At 57.4% G+C, this 26177-nt stretch carries 27 protein-coding genes and 1 tRNA gene; 6 read left to right on the forward strand and 22 right to left on the reverse strand.

Going from position 1 to position 26177, the window contains the following annotated elements; genetic code table 11:
* Positions 1-167: 167 nt before the first annotated feature.
* The 20 genes from ACP7AD_RS07855 to ACP7AD_RS07950 form a co-directional block, all read right to left on the reverse strand.
* Entirely contained in the window at positions 168-455 is a 288-nt protein-coding gene (locus tag ACP7AD_RS07855) for a helix-turn-helix transcriptional regulator (RefSeq protein WP_426149074.1), read from the reverse strand.
* Between the two features lie 499 nt (positions 456-954).
* The gene (locus tag ACP7AD_RS07860; RefSeq protein ID WP_426149073.1) at positions 955-2076 is read right to left on the reverse strand and encodes an ISAs1 family transposase; all 1122 of its coding nucleotides are present in this window, start codon (positions 2074-2076) and stop codon (positions 955-957) included.
* Positions 2077-2132: 56 nt separating this feature from the next.
* On the reverse strand, positions 2133-2366 hold the full coding sequence (locus tag ACP7AD_RS07865) for a hypothetical protein (protein ID WP_426149072.1): 234 nt from the start codon (positions 2364-2366) through the stop codon (positions 2133-2135).
* A 139-nt stretch (positions 2367-2505) separates the two neighbouring features.
* Positions 2506-2582, reverse strand: a tRNA-Pro gene (locus tag ACP7AD_RS07870).
* 35 nt (positions 2583-2617) lie between these two features.
* The gene (locus ACP7AD_RS07875) at positions 2618-3109 is read right to left on the reverse strand and encodes a MerR family transcriptional regulator (RefSeq protein ID WP_426149071.1); all 492 of its coding nucleotides are present in this window, start codon (positions 3107-3109) and stop codon (positions 2618-2620) included.
* Between the two features lie 71 nt (positions 3110-3180).
* A complete protein-coding gene (locus ACP7AD_RS07880; RefSeq protein ID WP_426149070.1) occupies positions 3181-3546 on the reverse strand; it encodes an integration host factor subunit alpha in 366 nt (121 codons plus the stop codon).
* A gap of 48 nt (positions 3547-3594) precedes the next feature.
* Positions 3595-6021: a phenylalanine--tRNA ligase subunit beta gene (gene pheT, locus ACP7AD_RS07885; protein WP_426149069.1), complete on the reverse strand. Its 2427-nt coding sequence runs from the start codon at positions 6019-6021 to the stop codon at positions 3595-3597.
* Positions 6022-6057: 36 nt separating this feature from the next.
* A complete protein-coding gene (pheS, locus tag ACP7AD_RS07890) occupies positions 6058-7122 on the reverse strand; it encodes a phenylalanine--tRNA ligase subunit alpha (protein ID WP_426149068.1) in 1065 nt (354 codons plus the stop codon).
* 173 nt (positions 7123-7295) lie between these two features.
* Positions 7296-7655, reverse strand: a complete 360-nt coding sequence (gene rplT, locus ACP7AD_RS07895) for a 50S ribosomal protein L20 (protein ID WP_196861799.1) — start codon at positions 7653-7655, stop codon at positions 7296-7298.
* 25 nt (positions 7656-7680) lie between these two features.
* A complete protein-coding gene (rpmI, locus tag ACP7AD_RS07900) occupies positions 7681-7884 on the reverse strand; it encodes a 50S ribosomal protein L35 (protein WP_011802230.1) in 204 nt (67 codons plus the stop codon).
* A gap of 251 nt (positions 7885-8135) precedes the next feature.
* Positions 8136-8723 (reverse strand): translation initiation factor IF-3, encoded by a 588-nt coding sequence (gene infC / locus ACP7AD_RS07905; protein WP_426149076.1) that lies wholly within the window; start codon positions 8721-8723, stop codon positions 8136-8138.
* An 84-nt stretch (positions 8724-8807) separates the two neighbouring features.
* A complete protein-coding gene (thrS, locus tag ACP7AD_RS07910) occupies positions 8808-10715 on the reverse strand; it encodes a threonine--tRNA ligase (RefSeq protein WP_426149067.1) in 1908 nt (635 codons plus the stop codon).
* Positions 10716-10812: 97 nt separating this feature from the next.
* Positions 10813-12132, reverse strand: a complete 1320-nt coding sequence (gene aceA / locus ACP7AD_RS07915; protein WP_426149066.1) for an isocitrate lyase — start codon at positions 12130-12132, stop codon at positions 10813-10815.
* Between the two features lie 311 nt (positions 12133-12443).
* Positions 12444-13280: an ABC transporter permease gene (locus ACP7AD_RS07920; RefSeq protein ID WP_426149065.1), complete on the reverse strand. Its 837-nt coding sequence runs from the start codon at positions 13278-13280 to the stop codon at positions 12444-12446.
* A 7-nt stretch (positions 13281-13287) separates the two neighbouring features.
* Positions 13288-14205 (reverse strand): ABC transporter permease, encoded by a 918-nt coding sequence (locus ACP7AD_RS07925; protein ID WP_426149064.1) that lies wholly within the window; start codon positions 14203-14205, stop codon positions 13288-13290.
* A 16-nt stretch (positions 14206-14221) separates the two neighbouring features.
* Positions 14222-15322 carry an ABC transporter ATP-binding protein gene (locus ACP7AD_RS07930; protein ID WP_426149063.1) on the reverse strand — a complete coding sequence of 367 codons (1101 nt, stop codon included), beginning with the start codon at positions 15320-15322 and terminating at the stop codon, positions 14222-14224.
* An 87-nt stretch (positions 15323-15409) separates the two neighbouring features.
* Positions 15410-16570 carry an extracellular solute-binding protein gene (locus ACP7AD_RS07935; protein ID WP_426149062.1) on the reverse strand — a complete coding sequence of 387 codons (1161 nt, stop codon included), beginning with the start codon at positions 16568-16570 and terminating at the stop codon, positions 15410-15412.
* A gap of 129 nt (positions 16571-16699) precedes the next feature.
* Complete coding sequence (locus ACP7AD_RS07940) at positions 16700-18097, reverse strand: aspartate aminotransferase family protein (protein ID WP_426149061.1); 1398 nt, start codon at positions 18095-18097, stop codon at positions 16700-16702.
* A gap of 41 nt (positions 18098-18138) precedes the next feature.
* On the reverse strand, positions 18139-19518 hold the full coding sequence (locus ACP7AD_RS07945; RefSeq protein ID WP_426149060.1) for a glutamine synthetase family protein: 1380 nt from the start codon (positions 19516-19518) through the stop codon (positions 18139-18141).
* A gap of 49 nt (positions 19519-19567) precedes the next feature.
* Positions 19568-20386 carry a gamma-glutamyl-gamma-aminobutyrate hydrolase family protein gene (locus ACP7AD_RS07950; RefSeq protein WP_426149059.1) on the reverse strand — a complete coding sequence of 273 codons (819 nt, stop codon included), beginning with the start codon at positions 20384-20386 and terminating at the stop codon, positions 19568-19570.
* Positions 20387-20604: 218 nt separating this feature from the next.
* On the opposite strand from ACP7AD_RS07950, the gene ACP7AD_RS07955 reads away from it, so the two are divergent.
* Positions 20605-21282 carry an IS1595 family transposase gene (locus ACP7AD_RS07955; protein WP_426165941.1) on the forward strand — a complete coding sequence of 226 codons (678 nt, stop codon included), beginning with the start codon at positions 20605-20607 and terminating at the stop codon, positions 21280-21282.
* A 155-nt stretch (positions 21283-21437) separates the two neighbouring features.
* The gene (locus ACP7AD_RS07960) at positions 21438-22436 is read left to right on the forward strand and encodes a hypothetical protein (RefSeq protein ID WP_426147299.1); all 999 of its coding nucleotides are present in this window, start codon (positions 21438-21440) and stop codon (positions 22434-22436) included.
* Positions 22437-22589: 153 nt separating this feature from the next.
* On the opposite strand, the gene ACP7AD_RS07965 is transcribed toward ACP7AD_RS07960, so the two are convergent.
* Both ACP7AD_RS07965 and ACP7AD_RS07970 read right to left on the reverse strand, forming a co-directional pair.
* Positions 22590-22928, reverse strand: coding sequence for a DUF5615 family PIN-like protein (locus ACP7AD_RS07965; protein WP_426147298.1), 339 nt, complete (start codon positions 22926-22928; stop codon positions 22590-22592).
* On the reverse strand, positions 22925-23143 hold the full coding sequence (locus ACP7AD_RS07970) for a DUF433 domain-containing protein (protein WP_426147296.1): 219 nt from the start codon (positions 23141-23143) through the stop codon (positions 22925-22927). The genes ACP7AD_RS07965 and ACP7AD_RS07970 overlap by 4 nt, the downstream gene beginning before the upstream one ends.
* 204 nt (positions 23144-23347) lie before the next feature.
* Here ACP7AD_RS07970 and queA point away from each other — a divergent pair, with 204 nt between their 5' ends.
* From queA to tgt, 4 genes are read left to right on the forward strand one after another with little or no spacing between them, the layout of a single operon-like run.
* The gene (queA, locus tag ACP7AD_RS07975) at positions 23348-24436 is read left to right on the forward strand and encodes a tRNA preQ1(34) S-adenosylmethionine ribosyltransferase-isomerase QueA (RefSeq protein ID WP_426147295.1); all 1089 of its coding nucleotides are present in this window, start codon (positions 23348-23350) and stop codon (positions 24434-24436) included.
* A complete protein-coding gene (locus ACP7AD_RS07980) occupies positions 24433-24654 on the forward strand; it encodes an AbrB/MazE/SpoVT family DNA-binding domain-containing protein (RefSeq protein ID WP_426147294.1) in 222 nt (73 codons plus the stop codon). Before queA ends, ACP7AD_RS07980 begins: the two co-directional genes overlap by 4 nt.
* Positions 24654-25055 carry a type II toxin-antitoxin system VapC family toxin gene (locus ACP7AD_RS07985; RefSeq protein ID WP_426147292.1) on the forward strand — a complete coding sequence of 134 codons (402 nt, stop codon included), beginning with the start codon at positions 24654-24656 and terminating at the stop codon, positions 25053-25055. The genes ACP7AD_RS07980 and ACP7AD_RS07985 overlap by 1 nt, the downstream gene beginning before the upstream one ends.
* Positions 25049-26176, forward strand: a complete 1128-nt coding sequence (gene tgt / locus ACP7AD_RS07990; RefSeq protein ID WP_426147290.1) for a tRNA guanosine(34) transglycosylase Tgt — start codon at positions 25049-25051, stop codon at positions 26174-26176. Before ACP7AD_RS07985 ends, tgt begins: the two co-directional genes overlap by 7 nt.
* Position 26177 lies beyond the last annotated feature (1 nt).

Here is a 26177-nt window from a genome sequence, read left to right on the forward strand (position 1 = left end):
CAAAGGATCAGAATCAAACACAAAAACTAGCCGCTTGAGCATCGAACTTTTTGCGGCAACTACCTTGACAGCGCCCGTTAGCAATAAAGGGCCCGCACGGTCTGCGCGCGAGCTGTGGCATTCCGGACTCAACCGGAAACAAGGCCGGGCCTAACCCGGCCTATGGTTCAGCAGATGGGTCGATGTGACACAAGGGTACGAACCAGCTCGCAGAGCGCGTCAGTCGACGCACCGGCAGCAATGGCTTGCTGAACCGCCATGATTTCATGCGCAAGCCATCGGGCGGAACGACGACCAACTTTGATATTCGGCGGCAACCACCCGGCCTTCACGGCGTCATAGATGGCGCTACGCGAAATACCCACGCAGCGCTTGACTTGCGCAAGGTTGAGGAAAATCAGCAGCGAATGAAGGTTGAAATCGTCGGGGAATTGAGGTATCGTTGCGGCAGTCATAGAGTCTTTTCAAGGTTCATGTTGACCAATCCGCCATTGAGAGAAGGCTGACGGTGTCCAGGGGGTTCATTCCAGGTCAACCGTGTCTTCCCTTTCTGGCGGGCATTTCTGTCGCCGCTTTTTTTGTGGCAACCGTTATTACGTAGCAATTTATGATTTGGGAGGTACAACTCCCTACCATAAATTGCCTGCGTTTCACAGTTACAGATGCTAAACGCGTTTTTAGACCAAAACGGGTCAAAACTCCCGGGAAAAAAATTTCCAGGACCGTTTTCTAGATTTTTTTGCAATGCTCATCGCATGTGAGCTTCTCAACACCACGTTCGGGACAGGATTTCTGGAAGAAACATGTCATTAGCCGGCCAACGGGCGCGGGACTTCACCGATTTGGGCCTGAACGGCAGCGCCAGCATTGACCATTGCATCACTGGCGCGAAAGCATTTCCACATTTGACTCCACCCCGTATCGATCTGGTCGCTGGCCTCAGGGCAATTGCATTTACCCCCGAGCCTGAAGTCCCAGGAGTGATTCCCTGTAATCGGCGAGTCGGTCAGCGGTTTTGCGGCGACTGCGCAAACTGCGTTTGGGGTACTGCTGGTCCTGGCGCAGCAGCGTCAGGGCGAACTTTCGTAGGGTCGAGAGATTGCGTGGCGCGTGTCCTGTCCGTACTCGGCACTCGTCCTCGCGGAACGTGACATCGAGCACCCAGTGCAGGCGATATTCAACTCCCCAGTGGCCCCTGGCCGCTTCGGCCAGCGCCTGGGCCGATGAGACGCCTTGGGAGCCAATGTAAAACGTGCGCTCGACCGACACCTGGCCCTTGATCTCGCGCTGGCGCTCGACCATGCCAACGCCTGCAAGGTTTTTCCAGTCATCGCGCAACGACGGCTCCATCCAGTCGAGCTTGCCCACCCACACATGGCGCCGCGTCTCAATGCGCCCGTGGTCTTTTTCCAGCGTCTCGAACCGGCTCACCGCCAGGCGGCCAAAACCGTGTCTCTGGCCCTCGGCGTAGAACTCTGCCACGCTATCGAAGAGCGTGCCTTGGTTGGCCTTGAGCGCCAACAGATAGTCGCCGCCTTGCTTGATGATTTTCTCGGCGATTTCCCTCTGGCAGCCTATGGCGTCAATGGTCACGGTGCAGTCCTTGAGCGTGAGCGCCTCCAGCAGCGCCTTGATGGCCACAATCTCGTGGCCCTTGCCCCGCGTGCCCTCCTGGCCCAGGCACAAGCCGCTTTGCGTCGCAAAGGCGCTGACCATGTGCAGCGCCGTGTTGGCGCCATCGCGCGAGCCGCACAGCGTCTTGCCATCCAATGCAATCACGCCTTTGACCACGCCCGCGATGCCCGCTATCCAGCGGCGAAAGCATTGCTCGAAGACCTCTGCGTCCAGCAGGCGAAAGACGCGCCCGAATGTGTCGTGCGAGGGTGTTCCCTGCTCCAGGAGAAGGTATTTTTTGAGCCAGTCTTCGTTGTCGCTGGCCCACTCGGCCACGTCCACCCAGTTGTCCGCCCCGCACAGCACGGCGCTCAGCGTCATCACGATCATCTCCTTGAGATCATGGCGTTGTGCAGGACCAGTGCGTGGATCGGGCAGTAGCGAGAAAGCTTGAATCAGCATCAGGTTCACTTGCAATGAAAAATGCTTGAGTGAACACCAGCTTTTGGCCTTTCCGCTCAAATTTCTTCAAATGCAATTGCCCTGTCGCTGGCCTTGCGTGGCGCTTGCTTGAGGTTTTCCAGCATGAAGGCGAACAACGCGTTCGAGTCGTTGCGGGGGCGGTACTGCGCCCATGCGCGCAGGTGTTCAAAGAACGTGGTGCGTGAGGGCAACTGGGAGTGCACGGCTTGGTGACGTTGATCCAGAAAGTCCAGCACCGTGTGCACCACCAGGCAAGCCAGGATCATCAAACGCGAGACTCAAAAAGAATTAGCGCGGGGGGTGTTGGGCTTAACGTGCATTTCCCACGCGTTTACCCCTTTGTTTACCCCTTGAGTCCTGAAAAGAAGAAAGGACCTAGGTCTTTCGACGCTAAGTCCTTGATTCATATGGTCGGTGTGAAAGGATTCGAACCTTCGACCCCTTGCACCCCATGCAAGTGCGCTACCAGGCTGCGCCACACACCGACAAGCATCAAATTATAACCTGACGAATTCCACTGTCAGCCGACTGGCCCAAGCAAGTCACGGATGCCTATCAACTCGTGACGTACCCTGTCGAGAAACGGCCGGGCAAATTCCGCATCACAAACATCTTCGCTATCAACCAGAATATTTTGAGCCGTGGTTGCCCCCTCAGGAGTGCTCCGCACAAAAGAAGAGTTGCCATTGTTTTTGGCCTGAGATATCAATTGCAAAAACATCGGATCGCTGTCAAATCGCTCATCAGATGCGCGAGGTAAAAGTTCCTGTAACTTGTTCCGGGCACCAACAATAGTGAATCCCTGCTCATACAACAGTTGGCGTATTTGGCGGATCAATTTCACTTCATGAGGCTGGTAGTAGCGGCGATTACCTCGCCTTTTCATGGGGCGTAATTGTGTGAACTCCTGCTCCCAATAGCGAAGCACATGCGGTTTTACTCCGCACAGCTTGCTGACTTCGCTGATGGTGAAGTAGCGTTTTGCAGGAATAGAAGGAAACGAGTTCTCCAATTGAATCAATGCCCTTCGAAAAGAAGCTTCGAATCTACTCCAACTACCGTCACATCACAAAAGAAGTCAGATCACACAGTATTGCCCGTTACAAAAATAGCTTCTATTTCGGGTTCGCCGATGGATATTCCCTGGATCTGGTCTTTCAGCTTGTGACTAGCATGAAAAGTCACCACCCGCCTTGATCCAATAGGAATAGCTTCTCCGGTTCGCGGATTACGTCCCGGTCGAGGGGCCTTGGTACGTATCTGAAAATTGCCAAATCCAGATATCTTCACATCCTTGCCTTCAATCAGACATTCAGAAATGAGTTCGAAAAATGCATCGATCATTTCCTTGGATTCGCGTTTGTTGAGCCCGATCTGCTCAAACAACAATTCAGCCAGATGCGCTTTGGTCAGTGCCGGTGTTTCCAGACATTCAACAGAAAATTCCATGGGCATCTTTCTGGCTATTGGTTGTTTGGAATGGTCTGCATTGAAAGCTCAAGCGCGCAGCCGGGCCTGGAACCGTGCATGTAGCATTGCCACGATTTCCTGAACCGCTGCTTCAATCGAATCTTCAGTCAAAGTGGCCACATCGCTGGAAAGGACCAGACGCACCGCCAGACTTTTTTCACCCAGTTGGCCATTCAGGCTGGCGTGCTGCGGCCGGTACACATCGAACAAGGTCGCATTCTTGAGCAAGCCTTGCGTATTGGCATCATGAATGGCCGACATGAGCGCCGCATGGGTCACACTTTCCTGCACGATCACGGCAATATCACGCTCGACAGGCTGAAACTTGCTAACAGCCTTGAAAGCCGGCACCTGACGCTGCAGGACAGCATCGAGTTCGAGTTCAAACAGCAGGGGCGCCTGAGCCAGTTCGTAAGCTTGTCGCCACTGTGGATGCAGTTCGCCGACAAAGCCGATCGGCCTTCCGGCAGCCGATACGCTGGCGCACCGTCCCGGATGCATGGCAGGATGCGCAGCAGGCGAAAAAACAACTTGAAGCGGCGCCAGCAAGGCTTCCACATCCCCCTTAACGTCGAAAAAATCGACGCTCTTGTCAGACTGACCCCAATGCAACGCAGCGCGCGGGCCATAGGCCAGCCCAGCGACCCGCATGGGCTGATTAAAGCCGGCGACGGTGGTGTCTGTATCCTGGCTTTTTGGGTCGCGCAGGAACACCCGGCCCAGCTCAAAGACATTGACACGCGAGGCCTTGCGGTCCAGGTTGAACCTGAGCACCTGCAGCAATGAACCCAGCAATGAGGAACGCATGACGCTCATCTGGCTGGCAATCGGGTTCAGCAGTTTGATGGGATCGGGATTGCCAGCCAGCTCGTACTCCCAGCGCGCTTCGACAAAACTGAAATTAATGGTTTCCTGATACCCCAGCGACGCCAGGGCACGGCGTACGGCATATGGACTACGTTCGGCTTCAGGGCGAATTCGGGAAGTGATGGGGGCCAGCGGCGGCGTTTCCGGCAACTGGCCATAGCCCACAATGCGCACCACCTCTTCAATCAGGTCTTCCTCTATTTGCAGGTCAAAACGGTAGCTTGGTGGCGTCACTGTCAACGTGCCCTCGCCCGCCTTGACATCCAGACCCAAGCGCACAAGTGCATCCTGACATTGCGCCTGCGTTAGCGGCATGCCGATGATCTTGGCTGCACGCGCCACGCGCAAGGTCACAGGCACTGCCTTTGGAAGGCTGACCTGAAGGTCGTCAACCGGTCCACAGACCGTCTCTGGCGTTCCGCAAATGTCGATGACAAATTGGGTGATGCGTTCGATATGCTCGACGGTCTGTCCGGCATCGACGCCACGCTCGAAACGGTGGCCGGCTTCGGTGGAAAAGTTGTAACGGCGTGAACGGCCTGCGATGGCTTTGGGCCACCAGAAGGCAGCTTCAACATAGACATTTTTTGTATCATCCGACACTGCCGTGGCGTCGCCCCCCATGATGCCGGCCAACGATTCAACCTGGTGGTCGTCAGCGATCACGCCGACCCGTTCATCGACCACGACGGTATTGCCGTTCAGCAGTTTGAGCGTCTCCCCTGGCTTGCCCCAGCGAACATCCAGCCCACCCTGAATTTTGTCGAGGTCAAAGATATGGCTGGGGCGGCCCAGTTCGAACATCACGTAGTTGGAAATATCCACCAGCGCTGCCACGCTGCGCTGACCGCAGCGAGCCAGTCGGTCGACCATCCATGATGGCGTGGCTGCTTGCGGATTCACGTTGCGCACGATGCGGCCCGAAAAGCGGCCACACAGGTCGGGCGCGCTGACCTTGACAGCCAGCTTGTCCAGGTTGCCAACGCGCACCGAGGGAAAAGACGGCGCATTCAAGGGCGCACCGGTCAGCGCCGCAACCTCGCGTGCCACCCCGTAGACGCTCAGGCAGTGCGCCAGATTGGGCGTGAGCTTGAGTGTGAACAAGGTGTCATCCAGTTTGAGATGCGCACGAATGTCCTGGCCCACCAGCGCGTCAGGAACCAGTTCCAGAAGGCCGCCATGGTCTTCCGAAAGCTTGAGCTCCCGCGCCGAGCACAGCATGCCTTCACTCTCAACGCCGCGCAGTTTGCCAACCTTGATCAGGAAAGGCTTGCCATCTTCGCCAGGCGGCAACTCGGCGCCCACCAGCGCGCATGGCACCTTGATGCCGACTCGGGCATTGGGCGCCCCGCAGACGATGGTGAGAAACTTGCCCTGCCCCACGTCAACCTGGCACACGCGCAGGCGGTCGGCATTGGGATGCTGCATGGCTTCCATGATTTCACCGACCACAATGAGGTTGAACGGCGGTGCGAACGGCTTGAGCTCTTCAACTTCGAGCCCGGCCATGGTCAGGGTTTCGGCGAGTTGTTCGGTGCTGATCGGTGGGTTGCAAAATTCGCGCAACCAGGATTCTGGAAATTGCATGGTGTGACTTTGTTCTTTCGTTTGCTGTTCTTGTTGTTATGACTGGAACTGGGACAGGAAGCGGATGTCGCCGTCAAAAAACAAGCGCAGGTCATTGACGCCGTAGCGCAGCATGGTCAACCTGTCCGGCCCCATGCCAAAGGCGAAACCGATGTATTTTTCAGGATCGAGTCCCATGTTGCGCACCACATTCGGGTGGACCTGTCCTGAACCCGCCACTTCGAGCCAGCGCCCTGAGAGCGGCCCGGCCTGGAACTGAATGTCGATTTCGGCACTCGGCTCGGTGAACGGGAAGAAACTGGGGCGAAAGCGGAGCACCAGATCATTGCTCTCAAAAAAGGTGCGGCAAAAATCGGTGAACACGAACTTCAAGTCCTTGAAACTCACGTTCTCGCCAATCCACAGCCCTTCGCACTGGTGGAACATTGGCGAATGTGTCGCGTCGCTGTCGACGCGGTAAGTGCGGCCTGGGGCAATCACACGAATTTCGGGCATGCGGCCACCCGCATCGATCAGTGCACGGTGCTTTTTGACATGCTGGACAGCGTACCGGATCTGCATCGGGCTGGTGTGGGTGCGCAGCAAGTTGGGCGCGTTTTCCGTGCCACCCTCGACATAAAAAGTGTCGTGCATGGATCGCGCCGGATGGTCTTCGGGCGTGTTGAGTGCGGTAAAGTTAAACCAGTCGGTTTCAATCTCCGGGCCTTGCGCCACGTCGAAACCCATGGAGCCGAAGATGGCTTCGATCCGCTCCAGGGTGAGTGACACAGGGTGCAGGCCGCCCTGTGGGCGCTGGCGGCCGGGAAGGGTCACATCGAGCGCCTCGGCTTTCAACTGCTTTTCAAGCTCTGCAGTCGCAAGTGCCTGGCGACGCTCGTTCAACGCGGTTTCAATGGCCTGTTTGGCCAGGTTGACGGCCGCACCACGGGACTTTTTTTCTTCCACCGAAAGCTGTGCCATGCCCTTCATGAATTCGGTAATACGGCCTGATTTGCCAAGAAACTGTGCTTTGGCATTTTCCAGATCTGCGGGCGTTACGGACTGAGCAAAGTTGGCTTTGGCAGTGGTTATCAGTTCATTGAGGGCATCGGCGTCGTTCATAAGATCTCTTAAACGGGTGCAGGAAGAAACACAGCATCGCTACTTTCGGTCACGTGGTTATGACAGGGACGCTATACAGAAGACCATGAAAAAGGGCTAGAGCCTTTTCAAGCTCCAGCCCTTTATTTTCTTACGCAAGCCGCTATTTATTTAATAGCGTACTGTCCTGAAAATCAGGCAGCCAGCTTGGCTTTGGCCTGCTCGACGATAGCGCCAAAGGCAGCACTGTCGTGAATCGCCATGTCGGACAGAACCTTGCGGTCAATCTCGATGCCGGCTTTTTTCAGGCCGTTGGCAAACTGGCTGTAGGTCAGGCCAAATGAACGGCTTGCGGCATTAATACGGGCAATCCACAGACGGCGGAACACACGTTTCTTGTTACGACGGTCACGGTAGGCGTATTGCCCGGCCTTCATCACCGCTTCTTTGGCGATCCGGAAGACATTACCGCGGCGACCGCGAAAACCTTTTGCAAGGGCTAGAACTTTTTTGTGGCGGGCGCGAGCCGTTACACCACGTTTGACGCGAGGCATGTATTACTCCTTGTTCGTCGTTAAATTAAATGCCACGGCCTGGCAGCATCTGCGCCATGTGACCCATATTGGTCTCATGAACAGCTACCGAACCACGCAATTGGCGTTTGTTTTTGGTGGTCTTCTTGGTCAGGATGTGACGTTTGAAGGCTTGGCCACGTTTGACCGTGCCACCTGGACGAACGCGGAAACGCTTTTTAGCGCCGCTCTTGGTCTTCATTTTGGGCATGTGTATGCTCCTTTTCGTTTGTGCTCGTGAGGCGCTGCGAAACTTTCGCAGGCTTGATGGCCCCGAGCCACTTGTCATGACAAGATTTGACACTTGCCATTGGCGCAACAGCTTTTATACCGTTACTTTCGGAAGTCCGGCTTAACGCCAGAAGTCACTGGAACACTGTTTAAATGCACCTTTATTATTTGCTGGAAAAACTGCCAAGTCATTTCCACAAAAGCAGACAGCCCAGCCTTAAGATGAAAGGCTCACGCAACTTCTGCTGATGCTTTCGAAGCAACTTTCTTGCGGCCCGGTGCGATCATCATGACCATCTGCCGGCCTTCAAGCTTTGGAAACTGTTCCACCAAAATCAAATCAGCTAACTCGTCACGAATACGCGCCAGCAGCGCCAAACCCAACTCTTGATGGGTAATTTCCCGACCGCGAAAGCGCAAGGTGATCTTGCACTTATCGCCGTCATCCAGAAAACGCTTGATATTGCGTAGCTTGATGTTGTAATCGCCATCATCGGTGCCAGGTCGAAACTTGACTTCCTTGACCTCGATCACCTTTTGTTTGGACTTCGCCTCTGCAGCTTTTTTCTGCTCGGCGTACTTGAATTTTCCGTAATCCATAAGCCTGCAAACAGGTGGCATGGCCGTTGGCGAAATCTCAACCAAATCCACATCCGCTTCACCAGCCAAACGCAACGCCTCCATGAGACTGACAACACCCAGAGGTTCGTTGTCCGGCCCAGTAAGGCGTACTTCGGGGGCCATGATTTCACGGTTCAAGCGATGCTTGCGTTCTTCGCGGTGACGGCGGTCACGAAATTCTGTAGCGATGGTGGGAATCCTTCAAAATTGCTATAAAAGCTATAGCTGCTTGCGCTCGCCCTTGAAGGGCGTTAGCCTGTTTACATCCCATTCATCAAAAAATCAGGATTTTTGTGCAATGTCTGAAGCAATTCGATTTGAAAAGGCTTCGAGGGACATCACGCCAAGGTCTTTGTTGCCCCGGGCGCGCACTGAAACTGAGCCGGCTGCCATTTCCTTGTCTCCTACGACAAGGATAAAAGGAAGCTTTTGCAATGAATGGTCGCGTATTTTATACGTTATTTTCTCATTGCGTAGATCCAAGTTGACTCTAAGCCCTTGGCTCTGCAGCGTTTTAGCAACTTTTCTGGCGTAATCAGCCTGAGAGTCGGTGATGGTCACCACAGAAATCTGTTCTGGTGCGAGCCAAGTGGGCAATGCGCCGGCATGTTCCTCGATCAAAATTCCGATGAATCGCTCCAGGCTGCCCACAATGGCGCGGTGCAGCATCACGGGACGATGGCGAGCGCCATCTTCGCCAACATACTCGGCATCCAAGCGCTCGGGCATCGAAAAATCGACCTGGATCGTGCCGCACTGCCACTGTCGGCCTATGGCGTCTTTTAGCGTGTATTCAATCTTCGGGCCATAAAACGCGCCCTCGCCTGGGGAAATTTCGAATTCGCAGTTTGAGGCGCGCAGGCTTTCGATCAGTGCGTGCTCGGCCTTGTCCCAGCTTTCGTCGGAGCCAATGCGGGCTTCGGGCCGCGTGGCCACTTTATAAATGATGTTTTTAAAGCCGAAGTCTGTGTAGACCTTTTGCAGCAACGTTGTGTAGTCAACGCACTCTTTCAGAATCTGCTCTTCGGTACAGAAAATGTGGCCGTCATCCTGCGTGAAGCCGCGCACGCGCATGATGCCGTGCAGTCCGCCGGTCGGTTCGTTGCGGTGGCACTGGCCAAATTCGCCGTAGCGCAGAGGCAAGTCGCGATAGCTCTTGATGCCCTGTTTGAATATGAGAATATGACCCGGACAATTCATCGGCTTGAGGGCGAAATCACGCTTTTCGCTCTCGGTGGTGAACATGTTGTCGCGGTACTTGTCCCAGTGGCCAGTCTTTTCCCAGAGCGTTTTTTCCAGCAGTTGCGGGCCTTTAACCTCTTGGTAGCCATTGTCCTGGTAGACCTTGCGCATGTACTGCTCAACGCCCTGCCAGACCGTCCACCCCTTGGGATGCCAGAACACCAAACCCGGCGCGTGCTCATCGATGTGAAAAAGATCGAGTTCCTTACCGAGCTTGCGGTGGTCGCGCTTGTCGGCCTCTTCAAGCATCGTCAAATACTGTTGCAGTTCGTCTTTGGTAGCCCAAGCGGTTCCGTAAATGCGCTGCAACATCTCATTGTGATGGTCGCCGCGCCAGTAAGCACCAGCCACTTTCATGAGTTTGAAGAACTTTAGCTTACCAGTGCTGGGCACATGAGGGCCACGGCACAGGTCTTCGAACGCGCCTTCGCGATACAAGGACACATCTTCATTTGCCGGGATACTGGCGACGATTTCGGCTTTGTAATGCTCGCCGATGCTTTTGAAATACGCTATGGCTTCGTCACGAGGCAGCACACGACGCGTAACGGGTTCGTCCTTGGCGACGAGTTCAGTCATGCGTTTTTCGATGGCCACCAGGTCTTCTGGCGTAAACGGGCGCTTGTAGGAAAAGTCGTAGAAAAATCCGTTTTCAATCACCGGCCCGATGGTGACCTGCACCTCCGGAAACAGTTCCTTGACCGCATAAGCCAGCAAGTGAGCGGCACTGTGGCGGATCAGTTCCAGGCCGTCGGCATCCTTGGCGGTAACTATGGCCACCGCACTGTCCTGATTGATGATAAAGCTGGTGTCGACCAGCTTGCCATCGACCTTGCCCCCCAGAGCAGCCTTGGCCAGGCCGGTGCCGATGGAGGCGGCAACTTCGGCCACGGTGACTGGCTCGGCATAGTCGCGTTTGGAGTTGTCAGGAAGAGTGATTTGAATCATGATTTCGAAAACAAAAATAAGAAAGCGCGGACTGGCCGCGCTTGAAAGCCTAAAGCCGGAATGGCGCGATTTTACGCCGCCCGGCTTGCACCTCAGATCAGTGGAACTGCTCTTCTTCGGTCGAGCCGGTCAGCGCGGTCACGCTGGACTTTCCGCCCTGGATCACGGTGGTGACTTCGTCGAAGTAACCGGTGCCGACTTCCTGCTGGTGCGACACGAAGGTATAGCCACGGCCGCGGGCTGCAAACTCGGGCTCCTGCACCTTCTCGATGTAGGCGGTCATGCCGCGTGCCACGTAGTCCTGGGCCAAGTCGAACATGTTGTACCACATGGAATGGATGCCAGCCAGCGTGATGAACTGGTACTTGTAACCCATGGCGCCGAGTTCTTTCTGGAACTTGGCGATGGTGGCGTCGTCCAGGTTTTTCTTCCAGTTGAATGACGGCGAGCAGTTGTAAGCCAGCATTTTTCCCGGATGGACCGCATGCACGGCATCGGCGAATTTCTTCGCGAATTCCAGGTCGGGCGTGCCGGTTTCGCACCAAACGAGGTCGGCGTAATGGGCATAGGCCACGGCGCGGGAAATCGCCTGGTCCATACCCTTTTTCGTTTTGTAGAAGCCTTCGGCGGTGCGTTCACCGGTGATGAAAGGCTTGTCGTTCTCGTCGTAGTCGCTGGTCAGCAAGTCGGCGGCTTCGGCATCAGTGCGGGCAATCACCAGGGTCGGCACACCGCAAACGTCGGCTGCCATGCGGGCTGCAATCAGCTTTTGGCAGGCTTCGGCCGTAGGAACCAGTACTTTGCCACCCATGTGACCGCATTTCTTGACGGAAGCGAGCTGGTCTTCAAAGTGAACGCCGGCCGCGCCGGAACCGATCATAGCCTTCATCAGTTCAAACGCGTTCAGCACGCCGCCGAAACCGGCTTCTGCATCGGCCACGATGGGCGCGAAGTTGTCGATGTAATTTGCGTCGCCAGCATCGATGCCTTTGGAGTGCTGGATCTCGTCGGCGCGGCGGAAGGTGTTGTTGATGCGCTCGACCACTTTTGGCACCGAGTCAACCGGGTACAGAGACTGGTCGGGGTACATCGCGGCGTAACCGTTGTTGTCGGCGGCGACTTGCCAGCCTGACAGGTAAATGGCCTTGACGCCGGCTTTCACCTGCTGCATGGCCTGGCCGCCGGTCAGGGCGCCGAGGCAGTTGACGTAGGGTTCATTGTTCACCAGGCCCCAGAGCTTTTCAGCGCCACGGCGAGCCAAGGTGTGCTCGATCGGGAAGGATCCGCGAAGGCGCACCACGTCTGCAGCGCTGTAGCCGCGCTTGATGCCTTTCCAGCGGGGGTTGGTGGCCCAATCTTTTTCAAGGGCTTCTATTTGCTGGTCGCGGCTGAGTTGTTCGGTGAGGCTTTGGGGCATGGTGAACTCCGTTGGTTTGGAAAAAAAGTAAGTTTATTTTAAGTCTTCTATAAGATTTAACCCATCTCTTATGTCTTATATAAGACTAAATATTTCCAATAAAATCAAAGGCTTAGGGTGGTTATTTCATGATGCGAGAATATATTTCTCATTACACCATTTAATTATTGATAAATTTCTATTTTGATTTCATATTGTGGTAAAAATTACTGACTTATGAAAATCGCAACGGGTGAATGGAACCGTTCGTTCCACCAGCACCGACGCAAATCAGGCAGCCGGGCGGGTCATGCGGCACCGAGTGCCGTCAGTTAGGCCCGGGCAGCATTTGCAATCTCGCGTTCACGCTGCCGGGTTCGCCGCGCCACCCAGACGCTGTAGCTGACGATGACTATCGTTACAGTGGCAATCAACAATGTGGCAGCCGCATAGATGGTCGGGTTGATGCCGCGCCGCGCATAGCCAAAGATCACCTGCGGCAGCGTGTTCACGCCCGGGCCCGAGAGGAATTCCGCAATCACCACGTCATCGAATGACAGGGTGAAGGACAGCAGGAAAGCCGCGAGGATGGCCTGGAAGATGTTGGGCAGCGTGATCAGGAAAAAAACCTGGTGAGGCCTGGCGCCCAGGTCCATCGCGGCTTCCTCGATCGAGCGGTCCATCTCCAGCAGCCTTGACTGGACGACCACCATGGCGTACGCCATGCCCAGCAGCGTATGCCCCAGGATGATGGTCAGCATGCCGCGCTGCGGCCATCCCAGGAAATTTTGTGCGCCGACCATCAGCAGCAGCAATGACAGGCCAATGACCACTTCCGGCATCACCAGCGGCGCGTTGACCATACCGGAGAAAGCGGTACGACCTGGAAAGCGGCGGTAGCGCACAAGTACAAAAGCGCAAAACGTTCCCAGCGTGGCAGACAGCAGACCGGACACAGTAGCGATTTTCAATGACAGCCAGAAACCCTCAACAATCTTGATGTCACGCGTCAATGCTTCATACCATCGTAGCGAAAACCCGGTGAATTCAGCATCCTGGCGGGTGCTGTTGAACGAAAAGACGACCATGAAAATCAGCGGCAGGTACAAAAACAGGTAGACCAGCCCCAGCCACAGCTTGCCAAAATGCTTTTCCAGAATGTTTTTCATGGCCAGGCTACTTTCGGGGCTCGGCCGCATCGCCGGTGTGGTGGTAATAAATCGCCAGTGGCACGACGATCAGCCCGATCATGACCACCGCGAGCGCCGTCGCGCGTGGCCAGTTGTTGCTGGTAAACAATTCATCCCATATCACCCGTCCGATCATGATGTTTCCCGGGCCGCCCAGAAGCGAGGGAATCACGAACTCGCCCACGCACGGAATGAACACCAGCATGAAGCCGGCGATGATGCCGGCCCGAGACAACGGCACGGTGACCAGCCAGAAGGCTTTGAGGGGCGAGGCGCCCAGGTCATGCGCAGCTTCGAGCAGGCGAAAATCCATCTTCACCAGGTTGGCGTAGAGCGGCAGCACCATGAAGGGCAGGTACACATAGGTCATGCCGACCAGCATCGACACATCGGTGTAGAGGAGCTGGATGGGCTCAGTCGTGAATCCCAGAGCCATCAGCGCCCGGTTCAGCACGCCCTGATCGGCCAGGATGCCTTTCCAGGCATAGACACGCAGCAGGAACGAGGTCCAGAAGGGCAGCATCACCATCATCAACAGCGCAGGCCGCACGCTGGACGGCGAGCGGGCAATGAAATAAGCAAACGGATAGCCGGCAGCCAGGCACAGCACGGCGGTGCACAGCGCATACCAGAGCGAACGCAGATAGGCCTCGATGTAGAGCGTCTGGAACAGTGCACCGCCATCGCCGCCGCGAAAAATCGACCAGTAATTTTCGTACTTGAGCTTGAGCAGGCCGGTTTGCGCGTCCCAGATCGGTTTAAACGGATTGATGTCGTTGCCCATGTCGACAAAGCTGATGTACAGCAGAATCAAAAAGGGCAACAGGAAAAATACGATCAGCCATAGATAAGGGACGCCGATCACGAAGCGTTTGCCCGGCATGAGAAAGGTTGAAGCGGCCATGGCGTTTTTTGCTCTGTTAATCGCGCAGGACAATCCCGTCGCGGTCGCCCCACCAGAAAAAGACCGGGTCTTCCCATGTGATGCTGCTCGGGTTCTGGCGCGAGGTATTGGCTTCGGTGATCCTGACCAGGGAGCCGTCGCCGGCCACCACGATATAGGTGTTGTAGGAGCCGAAGTAGGCAATTTCCTGAACCTTGCCGGTGAAGACATTGCGGTCCACTGCGGGCCGCTGCTTGCTGATCTCGATTTTCTCGGGCCGCACGGCAATCGCGAGCGGCATGTTCAGCGTACCGCTAACCCCATGGCCCACCTGGATTTCGCCGATGCCGGTCACTGCGGCGCAGCGGTCTGACTCGTCCACGCTGAGCCGGCCTTCAAACATGTTGACATTGCCGATAAAGTCCGCGACAAAGCGATTGGCCGGATGCTCGTACACCTCTTCAGGCGTGCCAACCTGCAATACCCGGCCCTTGCTCATCACCGCGATGCGGCCCGCCATGGTCATGGCTTCTTCCTGGTCGTGGGTCACCATCACGCAGGTCACACCCACTTTCTCGATGATGTTGACCAGCTCGAACTGGGTCTGCTCGCGCAGTTTCTTGTCCAGCGCGCCCAGCGGTTCATCGAGCAGCAGGAGTTTGGGCCGCTTGGCCAGGCTGCGTGCCAGGGCCACCCGCTGCTGCTGGCCGCCGGAGAGCTGGTGCGGCTTGCGTTTTGCGTAGGGTCCGAGTTGCACCAAGTCGAGCATTTCGCCCACCCGCTGCTGGATCTCGGCTTTGGGCAGGCCTTCGCGCTTCAAGCCAAAAGCGACGTTTTCCCAGGTATCAAGGTGCGGAAACAGGGCAAACGACTGGAACATCATGTTGATTGGACGGTCGTAGGGCTGCAGGCTGGCCATGTCCTCACCGCCCAGCAGGATTCGGCCGGAATCGGGTTTCTCGAAGCCCGCCAGCATGCGCAGCAAAGTGGATTTTCCGCAGCCCGAACTGCCCAGCAGCGCAAAAATCTCGCCACGGTCCACGGACAGCGACACCTCATCCACCGCCACAGCATCGTCAAAGCGCTTGACCAGTTTCTCGGTGACCAGATAGCCGGCTTTTCCATCCTTTTCCGCCATATATTTTTCCTTGCCCATGTATTTCGCAAACAAAAGGGCTGTTCATACCGTGGGTACAAACAGCCCGAAGTCACTCAAGACAGTAAATTATTTGCCTTTTTTGAAGCTGTTGTAGGCGTTCGCCATGGCTTCGCGGGCTTCGTTGGTAAAGCTGTTTGGGGGAATCATCTTGCTGAAGTAGTCAGGTTCGACAAAGATGGTCTTGTTACCGGCAATTTCAGGTTTGATCTGCGGAATAGCCGCCTTGTTGGCCGTGGGATAGCTCATGACGTTGGTCACCGAAGCGGCATTTTCGGGACGCAGGTAAAAATTGATGAACGCATGGGCGTTGTTCGGGTGCTTGGCATCCTTGGTCAGTGCCATGGTGTCGGCAAAAAGCAGTGCGCCCGTGCTGGGCAACAGCGCCTCAATGACGTCCTTGGAGCCGTTTTCCTTGGCCCGGCTTGCCGCAATATTGATATCGCCCGACCAGCCAATGACCGCGCAAGCCTTGGCGCTGGCCACGTCATCGATCATGGTGGCGCTGAACAGGCGCACATCCTTGCGGACCTTGAACAGCATTTCGGTGGCCGCCTTGTAGTCGGCCGGATCGTTGGAATAGGCATCCTTGCCGATGTAGTGCAGCGCCACCGGGATGATTTCGGTCGGCGAGTCCAGATAGGCGATACCGCAGGACTTGAGCTTGCTGGTGTATTTCGGATCGAACACCAGGTCCCAGGCGTTTGCAGGCATGGCCATTCCAGCCAGCGCCTTGTCCACCCTGGTCCTGTTGATGCCCACGGTGGTGAAGCCCCAGGCCCACGGCACCAGGTACTTGTTGTCCGGGTCGGCCTTCGTCAGGGTGCTCATGATGGCCGGCTCCAGATTGGCCAGGTTTGGAACCTTGGATTTGTCCAGCGGCTGCAGCAGCCCGCCGGCGATCTGAGGCTTGGCAAACACCGTGCCCGGCACCACGATGTCATAACCGGTGTTGCCCGCAACCAGCTTGGCATGCAGGGCTTCATTGGTTTCAAAGGTGTCGTAGTTGACCTTGATGCCGCTTTCCTTTTCAAAGGCGGCAATCATGCCTTCGGGAATGTAGTCGGGCCAGTTGTAGATGTTGAGCACCTTCTCTTCAGCATTGACCGGAAGCGCGGAGGCCGAAACCACGGACGCTGGCGCGGGAGCAACCGCCACCGGTTCCTCTTTTTTGCCGCAGGCCGCCAGCACGATGGCCGACATGGCTGTAACCAGTACAAGTTTTTTCATGGTGCGAACAACTCCGGAGAAAGGTAAAAACAAACGAGGCGCAGTGCCGAAAAATGGCCAAAATACGCCCCGTTGAAGATGCAAAATCCGGACCACGCAAGCTCCGGAAAATTGCAACAATTATTCTATTCAATCCAGCTGACCGGCAGCCTGCAAATCGGCCAAAGTAGCGTCCAGGCAACTGCGAATCAGCGCCACCATCTCGTCGATCTGGGCATGCGTCATGACCAGCGGCGGCGCGATGATCATGCGGTCACCCACGGCGCGCATGATCAGCCCCAGCCGAAAGCAGTGGCTGCGGCACAGCATGCCCACACCCAAGTCGGGATCGAAGGCTTCATGCGTGGCTTTGCTCTTGGTCAACACCAGCCCGGCCATGAAGCCGCAAGTCTCGGCCAGCCCCACCAGCGGGTGCTCGCCAAGCTCGGCAAAACGCACGGCCAGGTAAGGGCCGATGTCGTTTTTCACGCGCCCAGGCAGGTTTTCCTTTTCCATCAGTTCCAGGTTGGCCAGGGCCACGGCACAGGCCACCGGATGGCCGCTGTAGGTGTAGCCGTGGTTGAATTCGCCGCCTTGCTCGATAAGCACCTTGGCCACCCGGTCGCCGACCATCACGCCGCCCAGCGGAATGTAGCCGCTGGTCACACCCTTGGCAAACGTCACCAGGTCGGGCCGGTAGCCGAACTTTTCATACGCAAACCAGTGCCCTACCCGGCCAAAGGCGCAGATCACCTCGTCGCTGATCAGCAAGATGCCGTATTTGTCAACAATGCGCTGGATCTCGGGCCAGTAGCTGTCGGGTGGAATAATCACGCCGCCCGCGCCCTGCACCGGCTCGGCAATGAAGGCGGCGACCTTGTCCGCGCCAAGCTCCAGGATTTTGTCCTCTAGCCAGCCGGCTGAGCGCAGGCCGAATTCGTCAGAGGTTTCGCCCGGCCAGCCCAGCTCGTAAAAATACGGCTGCTCGATGTGGGTGATGTTGGGAATCGGCAAGTCGCCCTGCGCATGCATGCCGCTCATGCCGCCCAGCGAGGCGCCGGCCATGGTGCTGCCGTGGTAGCCGTTGATCCTGCCGATGATGACTTTTCGCTCCGGCTGGCCAGCCAAGTCCCAGTAGCGGCGCACCATGCGCACGTTCGAGTCGTTGCTCTCGGAACCGCTGCTGGAATAAAACACATGCTTGAAGCTGCGTCCGCCCACCTTGGGCGCCAGCGCTGCCAGCTTGGCCGCCAGTTGCACCGCCGGCACGTTGGTGGTCTGGAAAAAGCTGTTGTAGTAAGGCAGCAGCATCATCTGCCGGTAGGCGGCGCTGGCCAGTTCCTCGCGGCCGTAGCCGACATTGACGCACCACAGGCCGCTCATGGCATCTAGGATCTTGTGGCCTTCGGAATCCCAGACGTAGATGTTCTCGGCCCGGGTGATGACCCGCGCGCCGCGCGCGGCCAGGTCCTTGAAGTCGGTGAACGGATGCAGGAAATGCTCGCGGTCCAGGGCCTGGATCAGCGCGGTGTCAACAAGGGTGTTCATGGCGGGTGGCTCTCGGTTGCGGTAAATCGGCGGATGGGTGCTTACACCAGCAGCAGCAGGTGCTCGCGTTCCCAGGGAGAGATCACCTTCATGAACTCGGCGAACTCCATTTCCTTGATTTCGGAATACACGGTGACGAAATCACGGCCCAGCACTTCATGCAGGTCCGATTCGCGGCGCAGCCAGTCCAGCGCCTCGCCCAGGCTGCGCGGCAGCGAATACGGCGACAGGTAGGCATCGCCCTTCATTTCGGGCTTGGGCTTGATCTTGTTCTTGATGCCCAGGTAGCCACATGCCAGCGTCATCGCCAGGGCGATGTACGGATTGGCGTCGGCGCCAATCACCCGGTTTTCCACCCGGCGGGCTTGCGCCGTGGCAATCGGCGAGCGAATGCCCACCGTGCGGTTGTCATGCCCCCAGGCAATGTTGATCGGCGCGGCCGTGTCGCGCGAAAGCCGCCGGTAGCTGTTGACATACGGCGCCACCAGCGCCATGGCGGCCGGAATGTAGCGCTGCAGCCCGCCGATGTAGTGGAAAAAAGCTTCCGACTCGCTGCCATCTTTGTTGCTGAAGATGTTCAGTCCGGTTTCCTTGCTCAAAATGCTCTGATGCACATGCATGGCGCTGCCGGGCTCGGCCGCAATCGGCTTGGCCATGAAGGTGGCATACATGTTGTGGCGCAGCGCCGCTTCACGCACAGTGCGCTTGAACAGGAACACCTCGTCGGCCAGCCCCAGCGGATGAGCATGGAAAAAATTGATCTCCATCTGCCCCGCACCCACCTCGTGGATCAAGGTGTCCACGTTGAGCTCCATCTTCTCGCAGTAGTCGTAGATGTCCTCGAACAGCGGGTCGAACTCGTTCACCGCGTCAATGCTGTAGGCCTGGCGCGAGGTTTCGGCGCGGCCGCTGCGGCCAATCGGCGGGCGCAGCAGGGTGTTCGGATCGGTGTTGCGAGCCACCAAATAGAACTCCAGCTCCGGCGCCACCACCGGCACCAGGCCCTCTGCTTCATACAGCTCGCAGACCCGGCGCAACACGCTTCTGGGCGCAAAAGGTACGAGCTTGCCGGCCGGATCAAAACAGTCGTGGATGACCTGCGCCGTCGGGCTCGATGCCCAGGGGACAATCCGCGCCGTAGACGGGTCGGGCCGCAGGTGCATGTCTTTGTCGGTCGGGCTGATGACATCGTAATAAGGCCCGCTTTCGGGAAATTCACCGGTCACGCCCATGGCCACCACCGCTTCGGGCAAGCGCATTCCCCGGTCCTCGGTGAACTTGCCGCGCGGCAGAATTTTGCCCCGAGCCACCCCGGTCAAGTCGGGTACGAGGCATTCCACTTCGGTGATCCTGCGTTCGTTCAGCCAGTTTTCAAGCTCAGTAAAAGTCGATGCCTTGCTCATGCTCATGTTCAAACTCATGGGGCGCTCCTGTGGTCGACGCGTATCGATGGATTGGATTAACTTGAATTCAGGCGGTAGCGATGGCCCCTTTTGTTTTGCGCCCAGCGTGGCGGAGCTCGCAGGCCTGTCCAAAGGCCGCAAAAATGGCGCGGTAAAAAGAATTTTCATGGCATTTCCACTCGGGATGCCATTGCACCGCGTAGGAAAAAGCAGCGGCGCCCTCGATCTCGAACGCCTCGACCAGGCCGTCGGACGAGTGGCCCAGCGCCCGCAGACCGTGGGCCAGCCGCTTAACGCCCTGACCATGCAGCGAATTGACCTGAGCCGTGTCGCCGCCGGCCCAGCTGGCAAAAGCGCAGCCCGGCGCAAACCGAACCTCATGCGCCGGCCCGTAAGCCTCGTCCAGGCTGGCGCCCTCGGGGTCGCGGTGGTCAAAATGCCCGTCCTGCGCATGCACGCTTTGCGCCAGCGAGCCGCCCAGCGCCACGTTGATTTCCTGGAACCCACGGCAGATACCCAGCAGCGGAACGCCGCCTGCCTGGCAAGCCCGCACCAGCGCCAGCGTGAGCACATCGCGCTGCGGGTCCAGCGGCAGGCGTGCATCCAGCACGTCCTGGGCAAAATGGGAGGGATGGACGTTCAACGGCGAGCCGGTCAGCATGACGCCATCGACCAGCCCCAAGAGCGCCGGTATCTGAGCTACATCGGCCAGCGGAAACAGCACCGGCTGGGCGCCGGCGCATTGCCTGAGAGCATTGGCATATTTCTCGCCCAGCACCAGAAACGGCGACTGGTGCCCCTCCTCGCCCAGAAGCCGATGATCGGCCGGCAACCAGACCAGCGGCTGAAGAAGGTGATCTGAAGGAATCGACAGGTTTTGCCGCATGAGGTGCATTGGTTTTGAGGGGTTCCAGTCAGTGTAACCAGCCCGTCATGACGGCTGCGCCACCGCTGCTGGCGCGATAGATTCATGATGAAATTCTGCGCTGGAAAGCAGATTTTTAAGCAAAATCAGGTTTGTCCGCTTTGTACACAAGCATAAGAAGCTATTTATTTAGGGGCTTAGGAACCAGAGCTTATCGACAGCTAAGCTAAGTTCCTATCGTGATTCAGAAAAACCGGTATTTCAGGCATTCCAAAATCAGTGAAGCCAAATTCCGTCAAGTAATGCGCTATTTCGCCATGGACTTGACGGCCACCGATTGCGCCGAACTCAGCGGCGTGTCAGTGCGCTCAGTCAACACCATTTACCTGCGCGTGCGACGCCGCCTGGCCGAGCACTGCGAGCAGGTTTCACCGCTGGGCGGAGAACTCGAAGCCGATGAGTCGTACTTCGGTCCTCGCCGAGTGCGTGGCCTGCGGGGTCGGGGCGCGGGGGGCAAAACAGTGGTTTTTGGGCTGCTCAAGCGGGGCCAGAACGTATACACCGAGATCGTGCCCAACGCCTCCAAAGCCGTGCTTCAAGCCATCATTCGGGGCAAGGCCGATATTGCCAGCGTGATTCACACAGACCGCTGGCGCGGCTATGACGGCCTGGTCGATGTGGGCTTTGACAAACACTTGCGGGTCAACCACGGCAACAACGAGTTTGCTCGGGGCAGTGTTCACGTCAACGGCATCGAGAGCTTCTGGAGCTACGCCAAGCGTCGTCTGGTGCAGTTCAACGGCGTGCCCCGGCATACGTTCTATCTGCATCTGAAAGAGACGGAGTACCGCTTCAATCACCGCCATCAAAGCCTTTATCATGCCCTGCTGGCCTTGCTCAGAAGCAACCCGCTTTAATCGCCTCTGCTTCCTAAGCCCCTTACAGATTACATTCGTTTTCAAGCTGCGTTTGGCAAAGAACCTTAAAAAGCGGTTGCTAAAAAACCTGTGTTGAATGGCAAACAGGCTCGAGGCAGAAAAGACCATCGCAACACAGATTCCATTGGAGTTTCATGAAAATCTATCGCTTTGTCATAGGAATCACATTTTCCGCGCTACTTGGCGCATGTGGCGGTGGCGACGGTGGTGCGGCCAACAACAGCCCGGCAGTATCAGCAGATTTCGCAGGCACCTGGTCCGGCATGAGCGGAACCACTCCAATTACGTTTCAGATCGGACAAACAGGAAACGTACTTTCGATTACCAGGACAGTCCCTGCTGTCGCAGGAATCACATACACGGGAACAGTTAACGGCGACTCCGCCCTCGTCACCACTTTTGCGAATGGCATTTCGGCTGCCACCTCAACCTTCACCAAAACAAGCAATACAAGCATTGGGGCAGTTGTTAATAGTTGCACTCCCCCCACTGGATTCTTTTGCGCGGCGCCTGGAACGACTTTAGTTCTCACCAAAGTTCAATCGTCAGCTCTGTCCTTTCCACTGGACGCTGCCTACACCAAGGCCGTGGTCAATGGCGTTTCGTTGAGTGGCACCGCAGTGGATGGCGCAGACACCTGGACCCTGACCGTGTCGCTTGCCCCGGCCAGCGATGAAGCTTTTGAAGGCGTCGTTCGCAAAAAAGCAATTCAATCTCTGACTCTCAAGAAAAACGGCGCGGTGCAAACAGCAACCAGTATTCAGGGCTACTACAGCCTCAATCCTTTTTCGGCGCAAGGCGCCCGCTACTCGGATGGCACTTATGCGGTGCAAACCAGTACAACCGGCTCGTTCGCGGTAGCAGCCAAGGTCGGCGACAGCGGATCCCTCGGCGTTTTAACCGTGTACACGAGCAGCAGCAAATCCAGCATTCAAAGTACAACGGAGTCCATCTGGACCCTGGAAGCCGATACCGCCACCACGACTTTCGGTTGTGTCAACAGCATCATCAAGAACGCAGCAGGTACGCCGACCGGCACTGCAGCAGGCTGCTACAAGATCGACACCAACGGCAATGCCTTGGGCATGCGCTACACCCTGAGCGTCGCGGGGAAAACGCTGGTTTTCAAGTAATCCTTCCCGCGCCATAGTCAGCGAATCAAATCAAATAAAGCGGCCCTGAACCGCTTTATTGAAGAGAAAAAAAGGCTATAGCCCCTGCTTGGCAGGTGCGGCCAGCCATAAATTTCAGAGAATTTCGAGACTCGCAGTCCCCTGTCCGACTGTTCAGGCGGGCACTATCTCAACAGACGCCAAGTCGTTGCGCACAAGCGCTTCGGTAATCCCATCCTGGTTTTCAATCAGCACTTTCAGCGTAGCAGCCCGCGACTGATTCAGGGTCTTGAGAAGAATCACCTTGGGAGGCTGACCCCAAACCAGCGACAACTCCTGAAAATCGGCATCACGGGTGACGATGACATATCCGTCTTCCCTGGCCTTTTGCCATACCTCTTCGTCTGACGCGGATTGCATGCCAAGCAAAACCACCTGGCTGCTGCCCGGATAGTCATGCGGCAAAAACGGCACCAACCGCCGGGACAAGTTCTCGTCCAGCCGCAGCTTCATTGCGCCCTCAATGAATAAACCTGGTGTTCCCTGTCGGCGGCGTAGGCCAGCACGGCGAGAATGTCTTCCGCCGTCAGTTCGGGGAAATCATCCTGAATTTCCTGCTGGGTCATCCCGTTGGACAACATCGACAGAACGTCATACACCGTGATACGCAGCCCGCGAATACAGGGCCGGCCGCCACGTTTACCCGGCTCCAGGGTGATTCTGTTCATACCGACCTCCAGACTGATTTTCGGAAAAAATTGATTGTGCATCACCTGTGCGGGCGTAACTCACGGCCAAAGCCAGACTTGCCGGATCAACGGCCCTTTACTCAAAGCACTGGACTTCGCCAGATGGGCTGACAATCACTGCGACAATCCGCAGCTTTATTCAACTTGGCACGGGGGCCTGTTCGCCCCTCAAGCACCATGCCCATGTCTTTGCCTGGCGCCGCGCGCGCATTTGCCCTCAGTGACTTTGATTTCACTCTCCCCGACGAATTAATTGCCCAGCATCCCGCCGCCGAGCGCAGCGCGTCGCGCCTGCTGGACGGCCGGGGCGGCGCCATTGCCGACCGGCGCTTTGCCGACCTGCCCGAGCTGTTGCTGCCCGGCGACCTGCTGGTGTTCAACGACACCAAGGTGGTCAAGGCGCGCCTCTTCGGCCAAAAGCTAAGCGGCGGCAAGCTCGAATTGCTCATCGAGCGGGTGCTGTCGCCGAGTTCCGACGCCGGCCATGAAGTCGCCGCGCACATGAAGGTCAGCAAAAAACCGCTGCCCGGCGCGGTGCTGCAGATGGATGGCGGCTTTACCGCCACGCTGCTCGGCCGCTGGCCCGAGGCGCACGGGCCGCTGTACCGCTTCCGGCTCAGCAGCGACCCGTATGCATTGATGGCGCAGCACGGCCATGTGCCGCTGCCGCCCTACATCACCCACAGCGATTCGCTAGAGGACGAGCAGCGCTACCAGACGGTGTTTGCCAAAAACCCCGGCGCCGTGGCCGCGCCGACCGCCGCGCTGCATTTCGACGAGGCCATGCTGGAGAAGCTGCAAGCGCGCGGCATTGCCCGCGCCAGCGTCACGCTGCATGTGGGCGCGGGCACCTTCCAGCCGGTCAAGGCCGAGCAGATCGCCGACCACGTCATGCACTTCGAGCGCTTCGACGTGCCGCCGGCCACGATGGAAGCGATTGCCGCCTGCAAGGCGCGCGGCGGGCGCGTGGTGGCGGTGGGCACGACAACGGTGCGGGCGCTCGAATCCGCTGCCAAATTTGGCCCGGCCTGCGATGACACCAACATCTTCATCACGCCGGGTTTTGACTTCCAGGTCGTCGATGTGCTGCTGACCAACTTCCATTTGCCCAAAAGCACGCTGATGATGCTGGTCAGCGCCTTTTCGGGTTATGAACACATCATGGCGCTGTACCGGCACGCGATTGCCGAGCGTTACCGATTTTTCAGCTATGGCGACGCCATGCTGCTGGATCGATCTATTCTCGGTAAAGCGCTAGAATCATCGACATGAAATACGCAAGCAACATCGTGACGCTGTCGAGCAAATACCAGGTGGTGGTTCCCAGCGCGATACGCGAGCGCCTGGAACTCAAGCCCGGCGCGCAGCTGACCTGGATCGAATTTGACGGGGCGGCGCACCTGGTGCCGCTCAAGCCCGTCAGCGCCTACCGGGGCATGGCACGCGATTTGAAAGACAGCGACATTCCCAGCGAACCTGATCGCCTCTGATGCCCAACCGTGCCAAAGCCGGCGGAACCGCCTGGGTGACGCTCGATTCATCGTGCTGGATTGAATACCTGCGTGACACGCCTCGGGCAGAACTTTTCGCCAGTGCTGCGGAAAATCCCGAGCAGTTGATTGTGCCCATCGTGACGGTTTACGAGGTCACCAAAAAACTGCACCGCGAAATCAGTCCGAAAGTCGCGGCCTATGCCGAAGCGCTGATGTGCCGGGGCCGCGTCATCGACTTTGACCTGGCGCTGTGCCGCGCCGCCATCGGCAGTACTCTGCCCCTGGCAGACAGCCTGATTTACGCCACGGCGCAAATCCATGGCGCCGTTTTATGGACGCAAGACCAGCACTTTGAAGGCTTGGCAGGCGTGAACTACTTTTCCAAAAACCAATGTTGACATTCGAACTCCTCAAGACCGAAGGCCATGCCCGGCGCGGCACCCTGACCCTCAACCACGGCGTGGTGCAGACACCGATCTTCATGCCCGTGGGGACCTACGGCACCGTCAAGGGCGTGACGCCCCAATCGCTTCACGACATGAACGCCCAGATCATCCTGGGCAACACCTTTCATTTGTGGATGCGGCCGGGGCTGGACGTCGTCAAGCAGTTCGGTGGGCTGCACAAGTTCGAGAGCTGGCACAAGCCCATCCTGACCGACAGCGGGGGCTTTCAGGTCTGGTCGCTGGGCGAGATGCGCAAAATTTCGGAAGAAGGCGTGAAGTTCGCCTCGCCGGTGAACGGCGACAAGCTGTTTTTGACGCCCGAAATCTCGATGCAGATCCAGACGCTGCTCAACAGCGACATCGTGATGCAGTTTGACGAATGCACGCCCTACGACACCAAGGGCCACATCACGACGGAAAACGAAGCGCGCTTGTCGATGGAGCTGAGCCGGCGCTGGGCCAAGCGCTGCGAGGACGAGTTCGCAAAACTCGAAAATCCGAATGCGCTGTTTGGCATCGTGCAGGGCGGCATGTTCGAAAACCTGCGCCAGGAGTCGCTTGACGCGCTGGTCGAGATGGACTTTCCGGGCTATGCGGTCGGCGGCGTCAGCGTCGGCGAGCCGAAGGAAGAAATGCTGCGCATCATGGCGCACACGCCGCACCGGCTGCCGGCGCACAAGCCGCGCTATTTAATGGGGGTGGGCACGCCCGAAGACCTGGTCGAGGGCGTGGCTTCTGGCGTGGACATGTTCGACTGCGTGATGCCGACGCGCAATGCGCGCAACGGCCACATGTTCACCCGTTTCGGTGACCTGAAAATCCGCAATGCGCGCTACAAGACCGAGGAAGCGCCAGTGGACAGCACCTGCAGCTGCTACACCTGCCGCAATTTTTCCCGTGCCTACATGCACCACCTGGACCGCTGCGGCGAAATGCTCGGCCCCATGCTGGCCAGCATCCACAACCTGCACTATTACCTGAACCTGATGCAGGAGGTGCGCGATGCGCTGGACGCCGGGCGCTTTGGCGAATTCGCGGTGCAGTTCAAGGCCGACCGGCAGCGCGGGGTCTGAG

The organism is Polaromonas sp. DSP2-3-2b2 (genome assembly GCF_049895905.1).
GTDB lineage: Bacteria > Pseudomonadota > Gammaproteobacteria > Burkholderiales > Burkholderiaceae_C > Polaromonas.

Excerpts from the sequence above, each read along its gene's own strand:
- ACP7AD_RS07925 (WP_426149064.1), bottom strand. The coding sequence starts at position 14,205 with ATGGCCGCTTCAACCTTTCTCATGCCGGGCAAACGCTTCGTGATCGGC.
- rpmI (WP_011802230.1), bottom strand. The coding sequence starts at position 7,884 with ATGCCCAAAATGAAGACCAAGAGCGGCGCTAAAAAGCGTTTCCGCGTT.
- ACP7AD_RS07920 (WP_426149065.1), bottom strand. The coding sequence starts at position 13,280 with ATGAAAAACATTCTGGAAAAGCATTTTGGCAAGCTGTGGCTGGGGCTG.
- ACP7AD_RS07935 (WP_426149062.1), bottom strand. The coding sequence starts at position 16,570 with ATGAAAAAACTTGTACTGGTTACAGCCATGTCGGCCATCGTGCTGGCG.
- tgt (WP_426147290.1), top strand. The coding sequence starts at position 25,049 with ATGTTGACATTCGAACTCCTCAAGACCGAAGGCCATGCCCGGCGCGGC.
- ACP7AD_RS07980 (WP_426147294.1), top strand. The coding sequence starts at position 24,433 with ATGAAATACGCAAGCAACATCGTGACGCTGTCGAGCAAATACCAGGTG.
- ACP7AD_RS07985 (WP_426147292.1), top strand. The coding sequence starts at position 24,654 with ATGCCCAACCGTGCCAAAGCCGGCGGAACCGCCTGGGTGACGCTCGAT.
- pheS (WP_426149068.1), bottom strand. The coding sequence starts at position 7,122 with ATGAACGACGCCGATGCCCTCAATGAACTGATAACCACTGCCAAAGCC.
- ACP7AD_RS07960 (WP_426147299.1), top strand. The coding sequence starts at position 21,438 with ATGAAAATCTATCGCTTTGTCATAGGAATCACATTTTCCGCGCTACTT.
- ACP7AD_RS07855 (WP_426149074.1), bottom strand. The coding sequence starts at position 455 with ATGACTGCCGCAACGATACCTCAATTCCCCGACGATTTCAACCTTCAT.
- ACP7AD_RS07945 (WP_426149060.1), bottom strand. The coding sequence starts at position 19,518 with ATGAGTTTGAACATGAGCATGAGCAAGGCATCGACTTTTACTGAGCTT.
- aceA (WP_426149066.1), bottom strand. The coding sequence starts at position 12,132 with ATGCCCCAAAGCCTCACCGAACAACTCAGCCGCGACCAGCAAATAGAA.
- queA (WP_426147295.1), top strand. The coding sequence starts at position 23,348 with ATGTCTTTGCCTGGCGCCGCGCGCGCATTTGCCCTCAGTGACTTTGAT.
- thrS (WP_426149067.1), bottom strand. The coding sequence starts at position 10,715 with ATGATTCAAATCACTCTTCCTGACAACTCCAAACGCGACTATGCCGAG.
- ACP7AD_RS07970 (WP_426147296.1), bottom strand. The coding sequence starts at position 23,143 with ATGAACAGAATCACCCTGGAGCCGGGTAAACGTGGCGGCCGGCCCTGT.
- ACP7AD_RS07940 (WP_426149061.1), bottom strand. The coding sequence starts at position 18,097 with ATGAACACCCTTGTTGACACCGCGCTGATCCAGGCCCTGGACCGCGAG.
- ACP7AD_RS07930 (WP_426149063.1), bottom strand. The coding sequence starts at position 15,322 with ATGGCGGAAAAGGATGGAAAAGCCGGCTATCTGGTCACCGAGAAACTG.
- ACP7AD_RS07965 (WP_426147298.1), bottom strand. The coding sequence starts at position 22,928 with ATGAAGCTGCGGCTGGACGAGAACTTGTCCCGGCGGTTGGTGCCGTTT.
- ACP7AD_RS07880 (WP_426149070.1), bottom strand. The coding sequence starts at position 3,546 with ATGGAATTTTCTGTTGAATGTCTGGAAACACCGGCACTGACCAAAGCG.
- rplT (WP_196861799.1), bottom strand. The coding sequence starts at position 7,655 with ATGCCTCGCGTCAAACGTGGTGTAACGGCTCGCGCCCGCCACAAAAAA.
- ACP7AD_RS07950 (WP_426149059.1), bottom strand. The coding sequence starts at position 20,386 with ATGCGGCAAAACCTGTCGATTCCTTCAGATCACCTTCTTCAGCCGCTG.
- ACP7AD_RS07860 (WP_426149073.1), bottom strand. The coding sequence starts at position 2,076 with ATGCTGATTCAAGCTTTCTCGCTACTGCCCGATCCACGCACTGGTCCT.
- pheT (WP_426149069.1), bottom strand. The coding sequence starts at position 6,021 with ATGCAATTTCCAGAATCCTGGTTGCGCGAATTTTGCAACCCACCGATC.